The sequence below is a fragment of the Pseudarthrobacter sp. MDT1-56 genome, assembly GCF_059383555.1.
In genome coordinates this window covers 120,565-135,506 of record NZ_JBWZCK010000005.1, presented here as the reverse complement: position 1 = coordinate 135,506, position 14,942 = coordinate 120,565, and the positions used below count along the sequence as shown (strand labels likewise).

The 14,942-nt window shown below is 67.1% G+C and carries 11 protein-coding genes; 1 reads left to right on the top strand and 10 read right to left on the bottom strand.

Features of this window, described 5'->3' with window-relative positions; all coding sequences use genetic code 11:
* Positions 1 to 16: 16 nt before the first annotated feature.
* The 10 genes from AC50YC_RS08915 to speB all read right to left on the bottom strand — a co-directional run bounded on the left by AC50YC_RS08915 (position 17) and on the right by speB (position 13,683).
* Complete coding sequence (locus AC50YC_RS08915; protein ID WP_494953330.1) at positions 17 to 1,288, bottom strand: 5-methylcytosine restriction system specificity protein McrC; 1,272 nt, start codon at positions 1,286 to 1,288, stop codon at positions 17 to 19.
* A complete protein-coding gene (locus AC50YC_RS08910; protein WP_494953174.1) occupies positions 1,275 to 3,506 on the bottom strand; it encodes an McrB family protein in 2,232 nt (743 codons plus the stop codon). Before AC50YC_RS08910 ends, AC50YC_RS08915 begins: the two co-directional genes overlap by 14 nt.
* Positions 3,507 to 3,598: 92 nt before the next feature.
* Positions 3,599 to 3,877 (bottom strand): hypothetical protein, encoded by a 279-nt coding sequence (locus tag AC50YC_RS08905; protein ID WP_494953173.1) that lies wholly within the window; start codon positions 3,875 to 3,877, stop codon positions 3,599 to 3,601.
* A gap of 96 nt (positions 3,878 to 3,973) precedes the next feature.
* Positions 3,974 to 4,402, bottom strand: coding sequence for an acyl-CoA thioesterase (locus AC50YC_RS08900; protein WP_494953329.1), 429 nt, complete (start codon positions 4,400 to 4,402; stop codon positions 3,974 to 3,976).
* Positions 4,403 to 4,461: 59 nt separating this feature from the next.
* Positions 4,462 to 6,405: an ABC transporter ATP-binding protein gene (locus AC50YC_RS08895; protein ID WP_494953328.1), complete on the bottom strand. Its 1,944-nt coding sequence runs from the start codon at positions 6,403 to 6,405 to the stop codon at positions 4,462 to 4,464.
* Positions 6,406 to 6,554: 149 nt separating this feature from the next.
* On the bottom strand, positions 6,555 to 8,288 hold the full coding sequence (locus AC50YC_RS08890; protein ID WP_494953172.1) for an ABC transporter ATP-binding protein: 1,734 nt from the start codon (positions 8,286 to 8,288) through the stop codon (positions 6,555 to 6,557).
* A gap of 247 nt (positions 8,289 to 8,535) precedes the next feature.
* Positions 8,536 to 10,263 carry an MFS transporter gene (locus AC50YC_RS08885; RefSeq protein ID WP_494953171.1) on the bottom strand — a complete coding sequence of 576 codons (1,728 nt, stop codon included), beginning with the start codon at positions 10,261 to 10,263 and terminating at the stop codon, positions 8,536 to 8,538.
* Positions 10,264 to 10,273: 10 nt separating this feature from the next.
* Positions 10,274 to 10,753: a MarR family winged helix-turn-helix transcriptional regulator gene (locus tag AC50YC_RS08880; RefSeq protein ID WP_494953170.1), complete on the bottom strand. Its 480-nt coding sequence runs from the start codon at positions 10,751 to 10,753 to the stop codon at positions 10,274 to 10,276.
* A gap of 168 nt (positions 10,754 to 10,921) precedes the next feature.
* Positions 10,922 to 12,598, bottom strand: coding sequence for a thiamine pyrophosphate-binding protein (locus AC50YC_RS08875; RefSeq protein WP_494953169.1), 1,677 nt, complete (start codon positions 12,596 to 12,598; stop codon positions 10,922 to 10,924).
* Positions 12,595 to 13,683 (bottom strand): agmatinase, encoded by a 1,089-nt coding sequence (gene speB / locus AC50YC_RS08870; protein ID WP_494953168.1) that lies wholly within the window; start codon positions 13,681 to 13,683, stop codon positions 12,595 to 12,597. Before speB ends, AC50YC_RS08875 begins: the two co-directional genes overlap by 4 nt.
* A gap of 309 nt (positions 13,684 to 13,992) precedes the next feature.
* Between speB and AC50YC_RS08865 the strand changes: the two genes are divergently transcribed.
* Positions 13,993 to 14,823, top strand: a complete 831-nt coding sequence (locus tag AC50YC_RS08865; protein ID WP_494953167.1) for a DUF559 domain-containing protein — start codon at positions 13,993 to 13,995, stop codon at positions 14,821 to 14,823.
* Positions 14,824 to 14,942: the final 119 nt, after the last annotated feature.

Below are 14,942 nucleotides of genomic sequence, written 5' to 3'. Positions count from 1 at the left end.
ACGCGCAAGGGCGGAGTCAGCGCCTGATCGTTGCCTGGCGCACCACTTCGCCCCACGATTGCTCCGCGAGGTCGGCAACGGAGGCCAGGATTTCCGACGGCGGCCTCGACAGGTCCAGCGGGAACTCAACCACGTCGATGTCAGTGTTGAGGATCCGGCGCAGTTTGATCTCCCCCGCGCCCGGATACACCAGCCAGGCCGTCGGGACCCGCAACGAGGTGCAGTAGGCCAACATCCGGTAGTGGTCCCCCGACAGTGACGCCCCGGCGTCGGCCGCGGCCTGGTACCTGGCGTCGTAGACCATCACCGGCCGGCCGCCCAGCAGGTGCACGGCCCCGGGCTGCACCACGATCCGGTCCGAGTCGCGCACGGCCTCGTTGAGCAGGGCGTTGTACCGCAGCCGCATCTCCCCCGGGTAGGCCGCCATGGCCTCGCGGAGCGCCGTCCCGACGAAGTCCTCGAAGACAACGGACATGTCCACCACAAACGACGCCGACTGCTGCGTGCCGTCGCCGGCCTCCGCCGAAGAGTGCCGCAGGATCGCCTCGGCGAGCCGCAGCGCGCCCTGGTAACGGGTGTTCATCCGGCTGGCCCGCCACACCGGCAGGGGCGCACCGGGCTGCAGACGGGTCACGGCGGCGAGCTTGCCTTTGAGCTGGCGGAGCCGGCTGAGCACTTCCGGCCGCACGCCCGGGACTTGGGACATCCGTTCCAGCGCCGCCCGCAGGATGCGGTTCTCCGCAATGTCTTCGGTGAATTCGTCGTAAGAAACCTCGAGCGGCACGAGCATGCCGGGCCGTCGCGAGATCTGGTCCGAAATACGGATCCGCCCTTTGACCGTCCGCAGCGCTTCGTCGACCGTCAGGTAGCCCTGCAGCACACCGCGGCTGAGCGCCCGGTCAGCGAGTTGGGCCATTGATTCGGCCAGTGCGCTCCACAGATCAGCTTCCTCGACCGCGGCGACGGAATCCCCCCGGAAGCCCTGGTCCCCCGCGTAGCCCAGCAGGAACAGGAGCCGGTCCAGGCCGAGCCGATCCTTGGGCCGCACCTCAAGCTGCACCGTCGGAGTGCGCACCGAGCCCACCTTCCCCACGGGCTCGATCCGGTACAGGCCCATGCCCATCGGCGAGGCTTTGGCCAGGCCGCTGCCGTTGACGTAGGCCGCGCTGGCAGGGTCGAGCCGCTCGACGACGCCGCCGGAGAGCTCGTCGAGGACAACCCGGCGGACCGGCTGTGACCCCGGCGCCCCGAACCGGCCGGCCGTCGTCGGCTGGCTAGACGCGCGCAAGGCGGTCAAGCAGTTGGTCCAGTCCGAACCGCTCCTGAAGCTGCGCGCGGTTCAGCTGGCCGTGGTAGTGCTCTTCCAGCAGCGGCATCAGCTCGTACTTCCAGATCCGGCGCAGGCCCTTGGGCGTCTGAGCCGACGGCTTCATGAAGTAGGACGGGCCGATCATCAGGTCCCGGTCCCATTCATCGATGGCATCGTTGAGCGCGTCCATCAACAGGGCCGGCGTGGTGTCCAGGTCCCGGGCCTGCAGGAACCGCAACAGCGATCCCTGCACGGGTTCCGTCTTGGGGTGGAGTTCGATGAAGGAGAAGCGGCGGCGGATGGCGGCGTCCATCATCGCGATGGACCGGTCCGCGGTGTTCATAGTGCCGATGATGTAGAGGTTGTCCGGCAACGTGAAGGGCTCGTTGGGGCTGTACTGCAGGTAAATCCGGTCGTCGCGGTATTCGAGCAGGAAGTACAGCTCACCGAAGACCTTCGCCAGGTTCGCCCGGTTCATCTCATCGATAATCAGGAAATACGGCTTGCTCTCGTTACCGGGCTTGGCAGCCTCCTCAGCGATCCGGCGCAGCGGCCCCGCCACGAGTTTGAAGGACACCTGGCCTTCCTCCGTCTTGTCCGGCCGGAAGCCCTCGAAGAAGTCCTCGTAGGCGTACGAGGGGTGGAACTGGACAAGCTTGACGCGCTCGTCGGTGGTGTCGCCGGCGAGCTGGGCGGCCAGGTGCTTGGCGAGGTACGTCTTGCCGGTGCCGGGCGGGCCGTACAGCACCAGCTGGCGGTTCTCCTCCAGGAGTTCGGCGATCTCCTGCAGCGGCTCCAGGTCCATGTGCAGCGAAGCGGCGAACTCGGGCGTCAAGGGGCGGAAGCCTTCGCAGGCAGGTTCGACGACGGCGGCCGGCTCGGTGCCGTCTCCCGGCTGTGCTTCCGCTTCGGCGGGCAGCAGCGCTTCGAGGGCCTGGATCACGCGGGTGACGTCCACAACGATGCCGGAGGTGGCAAGCTGCCGCTGCACGTGGCGCGGCAGCTCCGTCATGTTGTGGGTTTCGTCGAACCAGCGGACCTTGCGGCGCAGCCGGCGGTTGTCCTCGCAGTGCTCAGGCTCACCGAGGACCACGCCCACCCGGACGGTCCCGGAGCTCTGGTACAGGGCAAGGTCGCCGGGCTTCATCACCGTCAGGAAGGCGAAGACGGCTGTTTTGGTGTCCTCCCGCTCCACGTAGCCGAGGTGTTTGTAATCCTCGTCGACGGCGTGCTGGACCAGCCCGGCGGTGACGCCCGGGTCCAGCAGGCGCAGGTGCTCGACGTCGAGCGTTACCGATTCCTCGGCCTGCCAGGTGCCCAGCAATTCCGTGTTGTCGTGGTGGGTGCGCAGCAGCCACGCCCGCCGCCCGGGGTCTGCCACCTTGCGCCACTGGCTCACAAGCTGACGGGAGTACCAGTCGATCCGCTGGCCGGCCTGTTCGTCGAGGTGCAGCCGGATGCGGTGGATGTCGGCGGAGATGTCCTCATCACTGTCGCCCTTCGCGCCACCCACGAGGGAGGCAAAGGCGTCGCGGATCTCCTGGCGCTCGACGTCGGCGACAACGGGCTCGAAGTAGCTGGGCCAGACCAAAAATTCGATGCTGCGGCGGATGGCCGGCTGGTCATCGGGCGTGCCGGCCACCAGGCGGTGGAAGGCCAGCGGATCCTTGACGGCGGCCGCGACTTCCCCGGCCGGACGCCGGGCGACGTGCTGCACCAGCCGGCACAGCCATTTCAGGTGGTCCCAGATGGTCCAGTTGAACTCCGCGGTGCGGTCCCGGATGACACCGTGGTCCGTAATGCCGGCGAACAGCTCCTCCGGGAGTTCGAGCGGCGGCTCCAGCCACGACGCGGCTTCGGCCACCCGCGCACGCTTGACCTTGAGGGATTTCACCTCGTGTGCCAACGGCAGGGACTGCAGGAAAAGGAGCTCAACGGCCAACTGCTTGGCGCCCCGGGAGGCGTCCGTCAGGTTCTGCCGCAGATTGGTCATCATGGGAGCCTTGGAATCCGGCACGCCCCGTTCGAGGCGGCCAAGCAGCTCCGCGGCGGCCTGCACCGACCACGTTTTAGTGCGGCCGTCCAGGGCTGATGCCTTACCCAGCAGCCCCGGCCCCAAGACAAACCACGCCGCGTCCTCAATCTCCTTGGAAATGCCGAGGGCGCGGTGCATGGCAGGCTTTTTGGCTGGGGTCATGCGTTCAATTTACAGGCTTAAGCTGGACGCCCGCATTAGTGGGCGCCCCAAAGTTACTGTCTGGTAGCCCGGCGCGGAGGCCGAGCCTCCTGCTACTTGGCCGCCGGGCCCCGCTTGACGCCGAAAGTGAAGTAGCTGCCGGGGCCGACGAAGTTGACCAGGGTCGCCAGCCGCCACAACATCTTGCTGCCGCGGATCTGGTCCGCCGGCCGGTGCGAAATGTCCCGCTGCGCGGCGATCAGGAGCGAGAGCTGGACGACGGCGGCGGTGATGGTGCCGAACTTCGCCATCGGCGAGAGTTCCTTCCAGGACTTCTTCCGCGCGTTTTTCTTGCGCTTGTTCGCCATCATCTGTGCTCGTTTGTTCACCATGATCTGTGCTCCTTGGTCTCGGGGCTGACTGCCCGCGGGTTGTTCATTCTAGGGACGATGGGTGGGCCGAGGTAGAGGCTATCGGACCGGTTTGGCTCAGCCCGCAGGAACCGGCACGAACCGGGCCAGCTTCTCCTTCTGCTCCGGGGACAGCCGCAGCACCCGCCCGGTGGATTCCTCCACGAAGGCCAGATGGCTGGTGGCCCTGACACAGTCCTCGCGGGTCACGGGGTCCTGGACGAGGTAGTGGATGTCGAAGCTGGCACCCTTGACCGCACCGATCCACAGCTGCACCAGGGCCGGCACGTTGCGGTATTCGAGCGTGCGGACGTAGCGGATCTTGTGCTCCACGATCAGCGCCAAGGTCCCCTCCGGGACCTCGCTGAAGAGCGGTACGGGGGGCTCGATCCCGGGCAGCCCCGGACCGCGCGGCGGCCCAAAGGCTGCGATGCGGGCCTCCTCCAGGATCCGGACGATCTGGACGTTGTTGATGTGGCCGTAGGCGTCCATGTCGCCCCAGCGCATCGGGATCTGCACCTCGATGCGCCGGGACTCTGCGGATTCCGCGGCCGGTCCGGCGGCGCTCAACTGTGCACCGCCGTCGCGTCGGTGGCCGTGTTTTCCGAAAAGGCCGTCTCGGCGTCTTCCCCGGCGAATTGCGACATGTACAGGCGGTAGTAGGCCCCCTTGAGGTCCAGCAGCTGGGCGTGGGCGCCCTGCTCCACGATCCGGCCGGCCTCCATCACCAGGATGGTGTCGGCGTCGCGGATGGTCGAGAGGCGGTGGGCAATCACGAAGCTGGTGCGGTCGGTGCGCAGGGCGGCCATCGCCTTCTGGACGAGCACCTCCGTGCGGGTGTCCACCGAGCTGGTGGCCTCGTCCAGGATCAGCAGCGAGGGGTTCGCCACAAACGCCCGGGCGATGGTGATCAACTGCTTCTCGCCGGCGCTGACGTTGTTGCCTTCCTCGTCGATGATGGTGTTGTAGCCGTCCGGGAGCGCGCGGACGAAGCGGTCCACGAAGGTGGCCTTCGCCGCTTCCATCACCTGTTCCTCGGTCGCGTCCAGCTTGCCGTAGCGGATGTTGTCGTAAATGGTCCCGCCGAAGAGCCACGCGTCCTGCAGCACCATGCCCACCTTGGCCCGCAGTTCCGCACGGCTCAGGTGGGTGATGTCCACGCCGTCCAGGGTGATGCTGCCGCCCTGGAGCTCATAGAAGCGCATCACGAGGTTCACCAGGGTGGTCTTGCCGGCACCGGTGGGGCCGACGATCGCGACGGTGTGCCCGGGCTCCGCGGTGAAGGACAGGTCCTCGATCAGCGGCTTGTCCGGGGTGTAGCTGAAGGTGACGTGCCGGAACTCGACGTGGCCGTCGGTCTTCGCCGGCAACCGCTCCGTGGCGGTCTCGGCGTCCTGTTCCTCAGCGTCGAGGAACTCAAAGACCCGCTCCGCGGAGGCGACGCCGGACTGCAGCATGTTCGCCATGCCCGCCATCTGGCCCAGCGGCTGGGTGAACTCGCGCGAGTACTGGATGAACGCGGTGGCGTCGCCCAGGCTCATCCCGCCGGAGGCCACCCGCAGCCCGCCGACGACGGCGATGCCCACGTAGCTGAGGTACGACACGAACTGCATAACCGGCATGATCATGCCGGACACGAACTGCGCCCCGAAGCTGGCCTTGTAGAGTGCCTCGTTCCGTTCGTCGAAGCGGTCCAGCATGTCGGCGTCGCGGCCGAAGACCCGGACGAGGTCGTGGCCGGAGAAGGACTCCTCGATCTGGCCGTTGAGCTCGCCGGTGTTCTTCCACTGGGCTGCGAAGAGCTTCTGGCTGCGCGTGCCGATGATGCCGGCGGCGACCGCCGAGAGCGGCAGTGCGACCAGGGCAATGAGGGCCAGCTGCCAGGACACGATGAACATCATTATGACGATGCCGATCACCGTCAGTGCCGAGTTCACGAGCTGCGCGAAGGCCTGCTGCAGCGCCTGCTGGATGTTGTCCACGTCGTTCGTGACCCGGGAGAGGATGTCGCCGCGCTGGCGGGTGTCGAAGTAGTTCAGCGGAAGCCTGTTCAGCTTCTTTTCGGTGTCGTCGCGCAGCTGGCGGACCACCCGCATGACCAGGATGTTCAGGACATAGCCCTGCAGCCAGAGGAAGATGTTGGCGACGAAGTACATCACCAGCACGACGCTAATCAGGAAGGCGAGCTGCTGGAAGTCGATGCCGGCGCCGGGGATGACGTCCATTTTGGAGAGCATGTCCGCGAAGTTGTCCTGGCCCTGGGCGCGCAGGCCGTCGACGAACTCCTCCTTGGTGCCGCCGGACGGCAGCTGTTTGCCGACGACGCCGCCGAAGATCACGTCCATCGCCTGCCCGAGGATCCGGGGCGCCACCACGTTGAGGACGACGGCGACCGTCACCATCGCGAGCACGGCGATGATGCCGGCCCGTTCGGGCTTCAGCAGGCCCATCAGCCGCTTCGCGGAGGGCCAGAAGTGCTGGGCTTTCTTCGCCGGCAGGTCGCCGAACATGCCGCCGTCGGCTTCGCCGGGCGTGTATTCCTCTTCGTAGAAATCATCGTCCGGCTCGGTGGCGGAGGACTCGCTGGCCGGCCCGGTGGAGGGCCCTGTGGCAGATGGTTCCGTGCCGGACGGTGGGAGCCTGGTCTTCTCGTTCGTGCTCATGCCACGGCCTCCGCGGTCAGCTGGGATTCGACAATTTCCTGGTAGGTACTGGAGCTCTGCAACAGTTCCTCGTGTGTGCCGCGGTCCACGATCCGGCCGTTGTCGAGCACCAGGATCTGGTCGGCGTCGGCGATGGTGGAGACGCGCTGCCCGACGATGATGACGGTGGCGTCAGCGGTTTTCGCTTTGAGGGCGCGGCGGAGCCGGGCGTCAGTGGCGACGTCGAGGGCGGAGAAGGAGTCATCAAAGAGGAACACCTTGGGCTCGGTGACGAGGGCCCGGGCGATGCAGAGGCGCTGGCGTTGCCCGCCCGAGACGTTGGTGCCGCCCTGAGAGATCCGTGAGCCGAGCCCGTTCTTCTTCTCGCGGACAAAGTCGGCTGCCTGGGCCACGGTCAACGCGTCCCAGAGCTGGACGTCGGTGGCTTCCGGCTTTCCGAAGCGCAGGTTGTGCTCGATGGTTCCGGAGAACAGATACGGCCGCTGCGGAACCATCGCCACGCGCTGCGTGATCTCCGAACGGTCCAGCTGGGTGACGGGGACGCCGTCGAGCAGCACTTCCCCCGAAGCGGCGTCGTACAGGCGGGGCAGCAGGGCCAGCAGGCTGGTCTTTCCGGCGCCGGTGGAACCGATGATGGCCACGGTTTGGCCGGGCTCGGCGGTGAAGCTGATGTCGCTCAGGACGGGCGCTTCGGCGCCGGGGTAGGCGAAGGAGACGTTCCGGAACTCGACGCGGCCGGCCTTTTCAACCGGCGCCACCGGGGTCAGCGTCTCGTGGATGGAGGGCTCGACGTCGAGCACCTCGCCGATGCGGTCCGCGCAGACCGAGGCGCGGGGAATCATCATGGCCATGAAGGTGCCCATCATGACGGCCATCAGGATCTGCAGCAGGTACTGCAGGAAGGCTGTCAGGGCGCCGACCTGCATCTCGCCGGCTTCGACCCGCTGCCCGCCGAACCACAGCACGGCGGCGGTGGAGACATGCAGGATCATGCCGATGGCGGGGAACATCAGGACAAACAGGGCGCCGATTTTCAGTGAAACGTCGGTGAGGTCCTTGTTCGCGGCACCGAAGCGCTCGGCTTCGTGGGGTTCGCGGACGAAGGCCCGGACCACGCGGATGCCGATGATCTGCTCGCGGAGAATGCCGTTGAGCCGGTCGATCTTCTTCTGCATGGACCGGAAGAGCGGCATCAGGCGGACCACCAGGTAGCCCACCACCACTACGAGCACCGGAACGGAAACCCAGACCAGCCAGGACAGATTGAGATCCTCGCGGAGGGCCATGAAGATGCCGCCGATGCACATGATGGGCGTGGCGACCATGAAGTTCAGCCCCATCAGCATCAGCATCTGCACCTGCTGCACGTCGTTGGTGCCGCGGGTGATGAGGGTGGGGGCGCCGAAGACGTTGACGTCCTTGGCGGAGAAACTCGTAACCTGGCGGAAGACCCCACGGCGCAGGTCGCGGCCGAACGCCATAGCGGCCTTGGACCCGAAATAGACCCCGGCGATCGCCGTGGCAACCTGGATCAGGGCGACGACGAGCATCACGCCACCGGTCCGCCAGATGTAATCCGTGTCGCCGCGGGAGACGCCCTCGTCAATGATCTGGGCGTTCAGGCTGGGAAGATACAGCGCCGCGATGGTGGAGGCGAGCTGGAAGAAAATGACTGCCCAAATATATGGCAGATACGGCTTCGAATAGCGCCGTATGAGAGTGACAAGCATGCCCACGAGTCCTTAGGAAATACCGAGTAAATGAGGCTGGAGAAGAGTCTGGCGGGGAACATCAACCGGATGCCCCCAGTACTAGCAGAGGGGGCCGACAGCCATAGCCATCCAACTCTACGAAACGACCGGCCCGCGTGGAACATCGGACACTGAAAATCATCCATACGGCGTACTTTTGCGCTGCCGGCGTCGCGGCCGCCCCGCTCGGGACGACCGCGACGGGCGTTAGCGGCTGCCGTTCCGACTATCGCACCCGGCGCCGGCGTCCGCTCTGCTGGCTTTCGCGCTGCTGGCTAAGCACTTCGACAAAATCCCGGTCCTGATCGACGATTCCGGCCCCGGCCACGGGGCCGGGCGCGGCGGCCGCGCCAGACGCGGTGGCGGGGCCCGACCCGGCGGCCGGGCCGCCGTCGTCGTCGGCTTTGGCGGAGGGGCTGACAATGTCCACGGTGCGCCGCAGCGGCTCTTCCTTGATGAAGAGGATCGCAACCAGGGCGACCAGGCCGACGATCGCGGAAACCATAAAGATCTGCGCGGTTGCGTCACCGTAGGCGGCCCGCATGATCTCGCGGACGGGCTCCGGCATGTCCTTGAGGTCCATGCTGGCGCCGGCTCCGCCGCTGGCGGGAATCCCCGCGGCCGCCAGGCCCTCGGCGGCGAGTTCCTTGACCCGGTTCGCCATGATGGCGCCCAGCACGGAGACGCCGATGGCGCCTCCGACCGACCGGAAGAACGCCACCGAGGCGCTGGCGGTTCCGATGTCGCTGGCCCGCACGGTGTTCTGCACCGCCAGGACGAGGTTCTGCATCAGCAGGCCCAGGCCAAGGCCAAGGATCGCGGTGTAGAGACCGGTCAGCCAGAGTTCGGTGGTGTGGTCGATGGTCCCGGTCAGGCCGAGGCCGCCGACCAGCAGGATGGAACCCGCAATCAGGTACCGCTTCCACTTCCCGGTCCGGCTGATCAGTTGCCCGGAGACCACGGACCCGATCAGGTTGCCGGCAATCATCGGCAGGGTCAGGAGCCCGGCCTCGGTGGGTGATGCGCCGCGGGCCACCTGGAAATACTGTCCCAAGAAGGCGGAGGACCCGAACATCCCGACGCCAACGGCGATCGAGGCAAGGATGGCGAGGGCGGTGGTGCGCTGCGAAATGATCTTCAGCGGAATAATCGGCTGCGGCACCTTGGATTCGACCAGCACCAGCAGTGCCAGCAGGGCAATGCCGCCGCCCACCATGGCCACGGTCTGCCAGGACCACCAGTCGTAGTAGTCCGGGTTGCCGGCGAAGGACACCCAGATCAGCAGCAGGCTCACTCCGGAGGTCAGCAGGATGGAGCCGAGCCAGTCGATCTTGGCGGGGCGCCTGACGTGCGGCAGCTTCAGGGTAACCTGCAGCAGGATGAGCGCAACAACGGCCAGCGGAACGCAGACGAAGAAGGTCCAGCGCCAGCCCAGCGGGCTGTCCACGATGAAGCCGCCGAGCAGCGGTCCACCGGCGGTGCCGACGGCCATTACGGCGCCCATGTAGCCGGAGTATTTGCCGCGGTCACGCGGCGGGATGATGGAGCCGATGATGGCCATCGCCAGTGCGGTGAGCCCACCCATGGCAACGCCCTGGATAACGCGGGCGGTCAGCAGCAGCGGGATCGTCTCGGACAGGCCCGCCATGACGGACCCGGCCACGAAGATCACGATGCTGAGCTGGACCAGCATCTTTTTGTCGAAGAGGTCGGCGAGTTTGCCCCAGATCGGGGTGGTTGCGGCGTTGGCCAGCAGGGCCGCGGTGATGACCCAGGCGAAGTCCGTCTGGGTTCCGTTGAGTTCGGACATGATCGTGGGCAGGGCGTTCGCGACGATCGTGCTGCTGATGATGGCCGTGAAGAACGCGGCCAGCAGGCCGGTCAGGGCCTCCATGATCTGGCGGTGGGTCATCGCCGCCGGCGGTGCGGGGGGCTTTTCTGCGGTTACTGCCATGGGGCGCTCCTCAAACAATTTCGGTCGTGGGGGTGGATCCGGCCGTCGTTGCCCGGGCTGAGGTCCTCAGGGACTCAGCGAGTTTCTGCAGGGTGTTCGTTGTCGCTTCGACGTCCTGCTCGCTCCAGTCCTGCAGGAAGCCCAGGAGTGTGGCGGCGCGCTGGTCCTCGATGGAGCGAAGCTTCGCAACGCCTGACGCGGAGAGCGCGATCAGCTGGGCCCGCCCGTCCAGGGGGTCGGGCCGGCGGATCACATAGCCCTGTTCCTCCAGCTCGGCAATGTGCCGGCTCAGGACGGGCGCGCTGACCCCGAGCCGATCCGCCAGTGCGGTGGCGCGGGCCTCCCCCTCCCCCACGAAGCGCAGCACACCCTGGAGCGCCACGCCGGTGTCCTCCCCGCGGAGCTTGACCGCGGCAACGCACCGCACGGCGCGCTGCAGATCGAAGATTTGGTGGACGAGTCTGGCTGCGGTGTCCGGCGCAACTGCCATGAGAGCTCCCTCTTTGCTTGCCTAAGGCAACAATATATCAGGAATTTAGTTACTTTGGGAAACTAACCCTTTCGCCGCGGTGCTTCCCGCTTAAATGCCAAGCGCGGACTGGCAGCAGTGCTGCCGGTCCGCGCTTGCTTGTCCTCGCAGGGGCGGGGATCGTGGTGCTCAGGCCTCCATGTGGGTGGGGGCGAACATCTTGAGCAACGTTTCGACGACGACCACGTTGGGCCCGTCTGCGGCGAACCCCGCCTTGAGGGCGTCCCCGACACCGTCAGGGGCGACCCGGACGGCTGGCACCCCGAAGGCCTCGGCGAGCTTGACGAAATCAGGACGGGCGAGTTCCGTGGCCGTGGCCTTGCCGAAGGCACCGACCATGTATTCGCGCAGGATGCCGTAGCCGCCGTCGTCGACAATCAGCCAGGTGACGGGAACGTTATGCTGCTTGGCCGTGGCCAGTTCGGAGATGGAGTACATCGCCGAGCCGTCGCCGGAGACGGCGAGCACCCGGGCCGAGCCGCCGGGCTTGCCGGTGGTTTCCAGGCCGACGGCGCCGCCGATCGCCGCGGGGAAGCCGAAGCCGAGTCCGCCGGCGCCCTGGGCCGAGTGGAACTGGCCCTCGCGGGCGTCCCAGCAGCTCCAGGCCCAGTAGGCGGAGATGGTCATGTCCCAGAACGTCTGCATGGTGGCGGGAACGGCCTCCCGGATGTCTGCCATAAACTTCAGTTCCTTGCCAAGATCCTGGGATTCCAGCCGGGCCTTGACCTTGGCCAGCGTTTCCTTGACCAGGATCTCGGGCGGAGTGCCGTGCCAGTCCGCGCGCTCTCCGTGCGGTTCCGCCAGGGCGGTGTCGAGCTCGGCGTCGAGGGCGGCGAGCGCCTGGCCGGCGTCGGCCCGGATGCCCAGGCCGGGGCGGTTGGATTCGAGGACGCGCGGTTCGGCGTCGATCTGGATGATCCTGCCGCGCGGTTCAAAGGTGAAGTAGTTGGACGTGACCTCGCCCAGCGAGGAGCCGATCACGATCAGCACGTCGGCGTCCTCGAGCAGCTCCGTCATGTACTGGTCCTCGATCCAGGACTGCAGCGAGAGCTCATGGTTCCACGGGAACGCGCCATTGCCGCCGGGGGTGCAGATGACAGGCGCCCGCAGCTTCTCCGCAATGGAGAGCAGCGACTTCTCGGCCCGGCCGCGGCGTGTGCCGCCGCCGGCGATGATGGCGGGACGTTCCGCCGTCGAGAGCCATTTCACGGCCTCCCTGACCAGTTCGACGCGCGGCGGATTGTCGGCCGCTTCGGCGAGGGCGTCCTCCACCGGCGGCACCATAATGGGGTCCAGCAGCACGTTCTGCGGGATTTCCAGCCACACGGGGCCCTGCGGTGAGGAAATAGCCTCGGTCCACGCGTCCTGGATCGCGGAGGGAATGCCGGACGCGTGCTGGATCAGCCGCTGGCTCTTGGTGACGTTCGCAGCCGAGGCTTTCTGGTCATCGAGCTGGTGCAGCATGCCCTTGCGGCGCGCGCCGAGTCCCTCGAGCGGGATCTGGCTCGCAATAACCACCATGGGAACGCCGGTGGCGTAGGCCTCCTGCAGTCCGGCCAGGGACGTCAGCGCGCCCGGTCCGGTGGACAGGAAAAGGACACCGACCTCGCCGGTGGCCCGGGAGTAGCCGTCCGCGGCGAAGGCCGAGTTGTTCTCAACCCGCGAGGAGACGAAATGCAGGTTCCCGCGGCCCATCGCGTCGAAAAGACCCAGGGCGTGCTGGCCCGGGATGCCGAAGACGGTTTTGGCGCCGAGCGCCTCGAGGGTTTCGACGACGAGGTCGCCGCCGTTGCGCACGCCGGTCACTGGGAGACTCCGGTCCCGGCAGGCTGGGCCGCCGGAGTCGAAAAGCCGGCGGGCCGGCGGGATTCCTGGCCGAGGGCCTGGGCGGCGTAGCCGTTGTCCGCGCCGAAGCGGTCGCCTTCCACCGCACGGTCCGCCATCAGGGTGACCAGTTCGTAGGCCACATGGCTGGCGGCGACACCGGTGATGTCGGCATGGTCATACGCGGGGGCGACCTCGACGACGTCGGCGCCGACCAGGTTCATGCCGCGGAAGCCGCGGATGATTTCCAGCAGTTCACGGCTGGTGATGCCGCCGGCTTCCGGGGTGCCCGTCCCGGGGGCGTGGGCGGGATCCAGCACGTCGATGTCCACGGAGATGTAGAGCGGACGGTTGCCGATCCGGTCGCGGACCTTGGCCACGGTTTCCAGGACGCCCTGGTAGTAGACGTCGGCGGAGGTGACGATGCCGAAGCCGAAGCGGTGGTCGTCGTCGAGGTCCTTCTTGCCGTAGAGCGGACCGCGGGTGCCGATGTGGCTGATGGCCTCGGTGTCCAGGATGCCTTCCTCGACAGCGCGGCGGAACGGGGTGCCGTGCGTGTACTCGGCGCCGAAGTAGGTGTCCCAGGTGTCCAGGTGCGCGTCGAAATGCAGCATGGCGATGGACTGGCCGGCGCGTTCGGCGGCGGCGCGGAGCAGCGGCAGCGCAATAGTGTGGTCCCCGCCGAGGGTCACCAGCTTGCTGCCGGAGGCGGTCAGGTCCAGCGCGTTCTGCTGGATGGTCTCGATCGCTTCGTTGATGTTGAAGGGGTTGACAGCCATGTCGCCAGCGTCGGCCACCTGGATGTTCTCGAAGGGGCTGACATCCCAGGCCGGGTTGTACGGGCGCAGCAGCCGGCTGGCCTCGCGGATGTGGTTGGACCCGAAGCGGGCACCGGGGCGGTACGAGACGCCCGAGTCGAACGGTACGCCGACAATGGTGACGTCCGCTTTGGCGACCTGGTCCAGCCGCGGCAGGCGCGCATAGGTGGCGGCTCCCGCGTAGCGCGGAATGCGGGATGAATCGATGGGGCCAAGGTTGCCATTGGCCTCGATGCGCAGCTCTTCCAAAAGAAAGCCTCTCCTTCGAGGATTGACCGACGGGTGTGACAGCCATCATACACTCGAAGTTGCCTCTCGTGCATCAAATGTTTACCTGAGCACCTCGGCGCCGGCTGGCTGGACGTTCCAGCCCAGTTACTTTCCAGCGCAGCCGGCCGGCTGCCCCGCGGAACCGCGGAAATCAGGGGCTCCCCCGCTTGCAGGATCCGGTGCCGCGGCGAGTAACTGGGCAGGAGCGCAGGCCGGCCTCAATCCCGGTTGTCCAGATAGCCCGGCATGCGGGTTCCGCGGGCGTCTGCCACCCCCTGTACTGGCTTGATGGACCCTATGGACTACCTTGCCCAGCTGGGCGGCGTCGCCCGGACCGGGCAATTGTTGGCGGCCGGCTTTTCCCGGACGGATATTGCCCGGCTGGCGGGTTCCGCGGGTATCCGCCAACCGAGGCGCGGCGTGCTGGCCCTTCCGGAAGGCCGACCGGAATTCGAGGCAGCGCTTCGGCACAACGCCCGCGTCACGTGCGCCAGCGCCACCGGACACTACGGTCTCTGGCTCCGCGAGCCGCCGGCGCAGCACCACCTGGCCTGCAACCACGGCCATGGCGCGGGCTTCGTTCGGCACCGCACGGTACGGTTTGACGGGCATCCGACGCTGCCGCTGGCCGCAGTCGAGGACGTGGTGCTGCATGCCATGTCGTGCCTCGCACCACCGGCATCAACGGCCATCGCTACATCGGCGATGCGCCTGCATGGCGTCCCGCTGGAATTGTTGAAGGCCCAACTCACGGCCGACCGGTCCGGCCAGGTCCGCAAGGCGCTGCTCCAGCTGGACCTGCGGGCCGAGTCCATCGTGGAGGTCGATGCCCAGCATTTGTTCCGCGCCAACGGAATTGGCTACGACGCCCAGGTCTACCTGCCCGGGATCGGCCGGGTGGACTTCCTCATCGAAGGATTCCTGATCGTGGAAGTGGACGGCTTCGCATTCCACTCCAGCCGTGAGGCCATGCGCCGGGACCTGGGCCGGAACAATGCCTCGACACTGAGCGGATTTGCGGTGCTCCGCTACATGCCCGAGCACATCTGGTTCGAACCCCAGCGCGTCCTGGCCGAGATCCGGGCGGTGCTGGATCAGCGCCCGCGGCCCGTGCACTGACGATCCTGCCCAGTTACTCCGGCAGACCCCGGGGGGCGCCGGCGGATTTCCGGGGTCCGTCGCTTCCGGCGGGCGGCCAGTGGGCAAGTAACCGGGCAGGAGCGCAACCTCACCACCCG

What these genes read in the sequence shown, in the direction of transcription:
- AC50YC_RS08865 (WP_494953167.1), top strand. Translation starts at nt 13,993, where the DNA reads ATGGACCCTATGGACTACCTTGCCCAGCTGGGCGGCGTCGCCCGGACC.
- AC50YC_RS08905 (WP_494953173.1), bottom strand. Translation starts at nt 3,877, where the DNA reads ATGGTGAACAAACGAGCACAGATGATGGCGAACAAGCGCAAGAAAAAC.
- AC50YC_RS08890 (WP_494953172.1), bottom strand. Translation starts at nt 8,288, where the DNA reads ATGCTTGTCACTCTCATACGGCGCTATTCGAAGCCGTATCTGCCATAT.
- AC50YC_RS08885 (WP_494953171.1), bottom strand. Translation starts at nt 10,263, where the DNA reads ATGGCAGTAACCGCAGAAAAGCCCCCCGCACCGCCGGCGGCGATGACC.
- AC50YC_RS08895 (WP_494953328.1), bottom strand. Translation starts at nt 6,405, where the DNA reads ATGTTCGGCGACCTGCCGGCGAAGAAAGCCCAGCACTTCTGGCCCTCC.
- AC50YC_RS08910 (WP_494953174.1), bottom strand. Translation starts at nt 3,506, where the DNA reads ATGACCCCAGCCAAAAAGCCTGCCATGCACCGCGCCCTCGGCATTTCC.
- AC50YC_RS08900 (WP_494953329.1), bottom strand. Translation starts at nt 4,402, where the DNA reads ATGCGCTGGGGCGACATGGACGCCTACGGCCACATCAACAACGTCCAG.
- AC50YC_RS08880 (WP_494953170.1), bottom strand. Translation starts at nt 10,753, where the DNA reads ATGGCAGTTGCGCCGGACACCGCAGCCAGACTCGTCCACCAAATCTTC.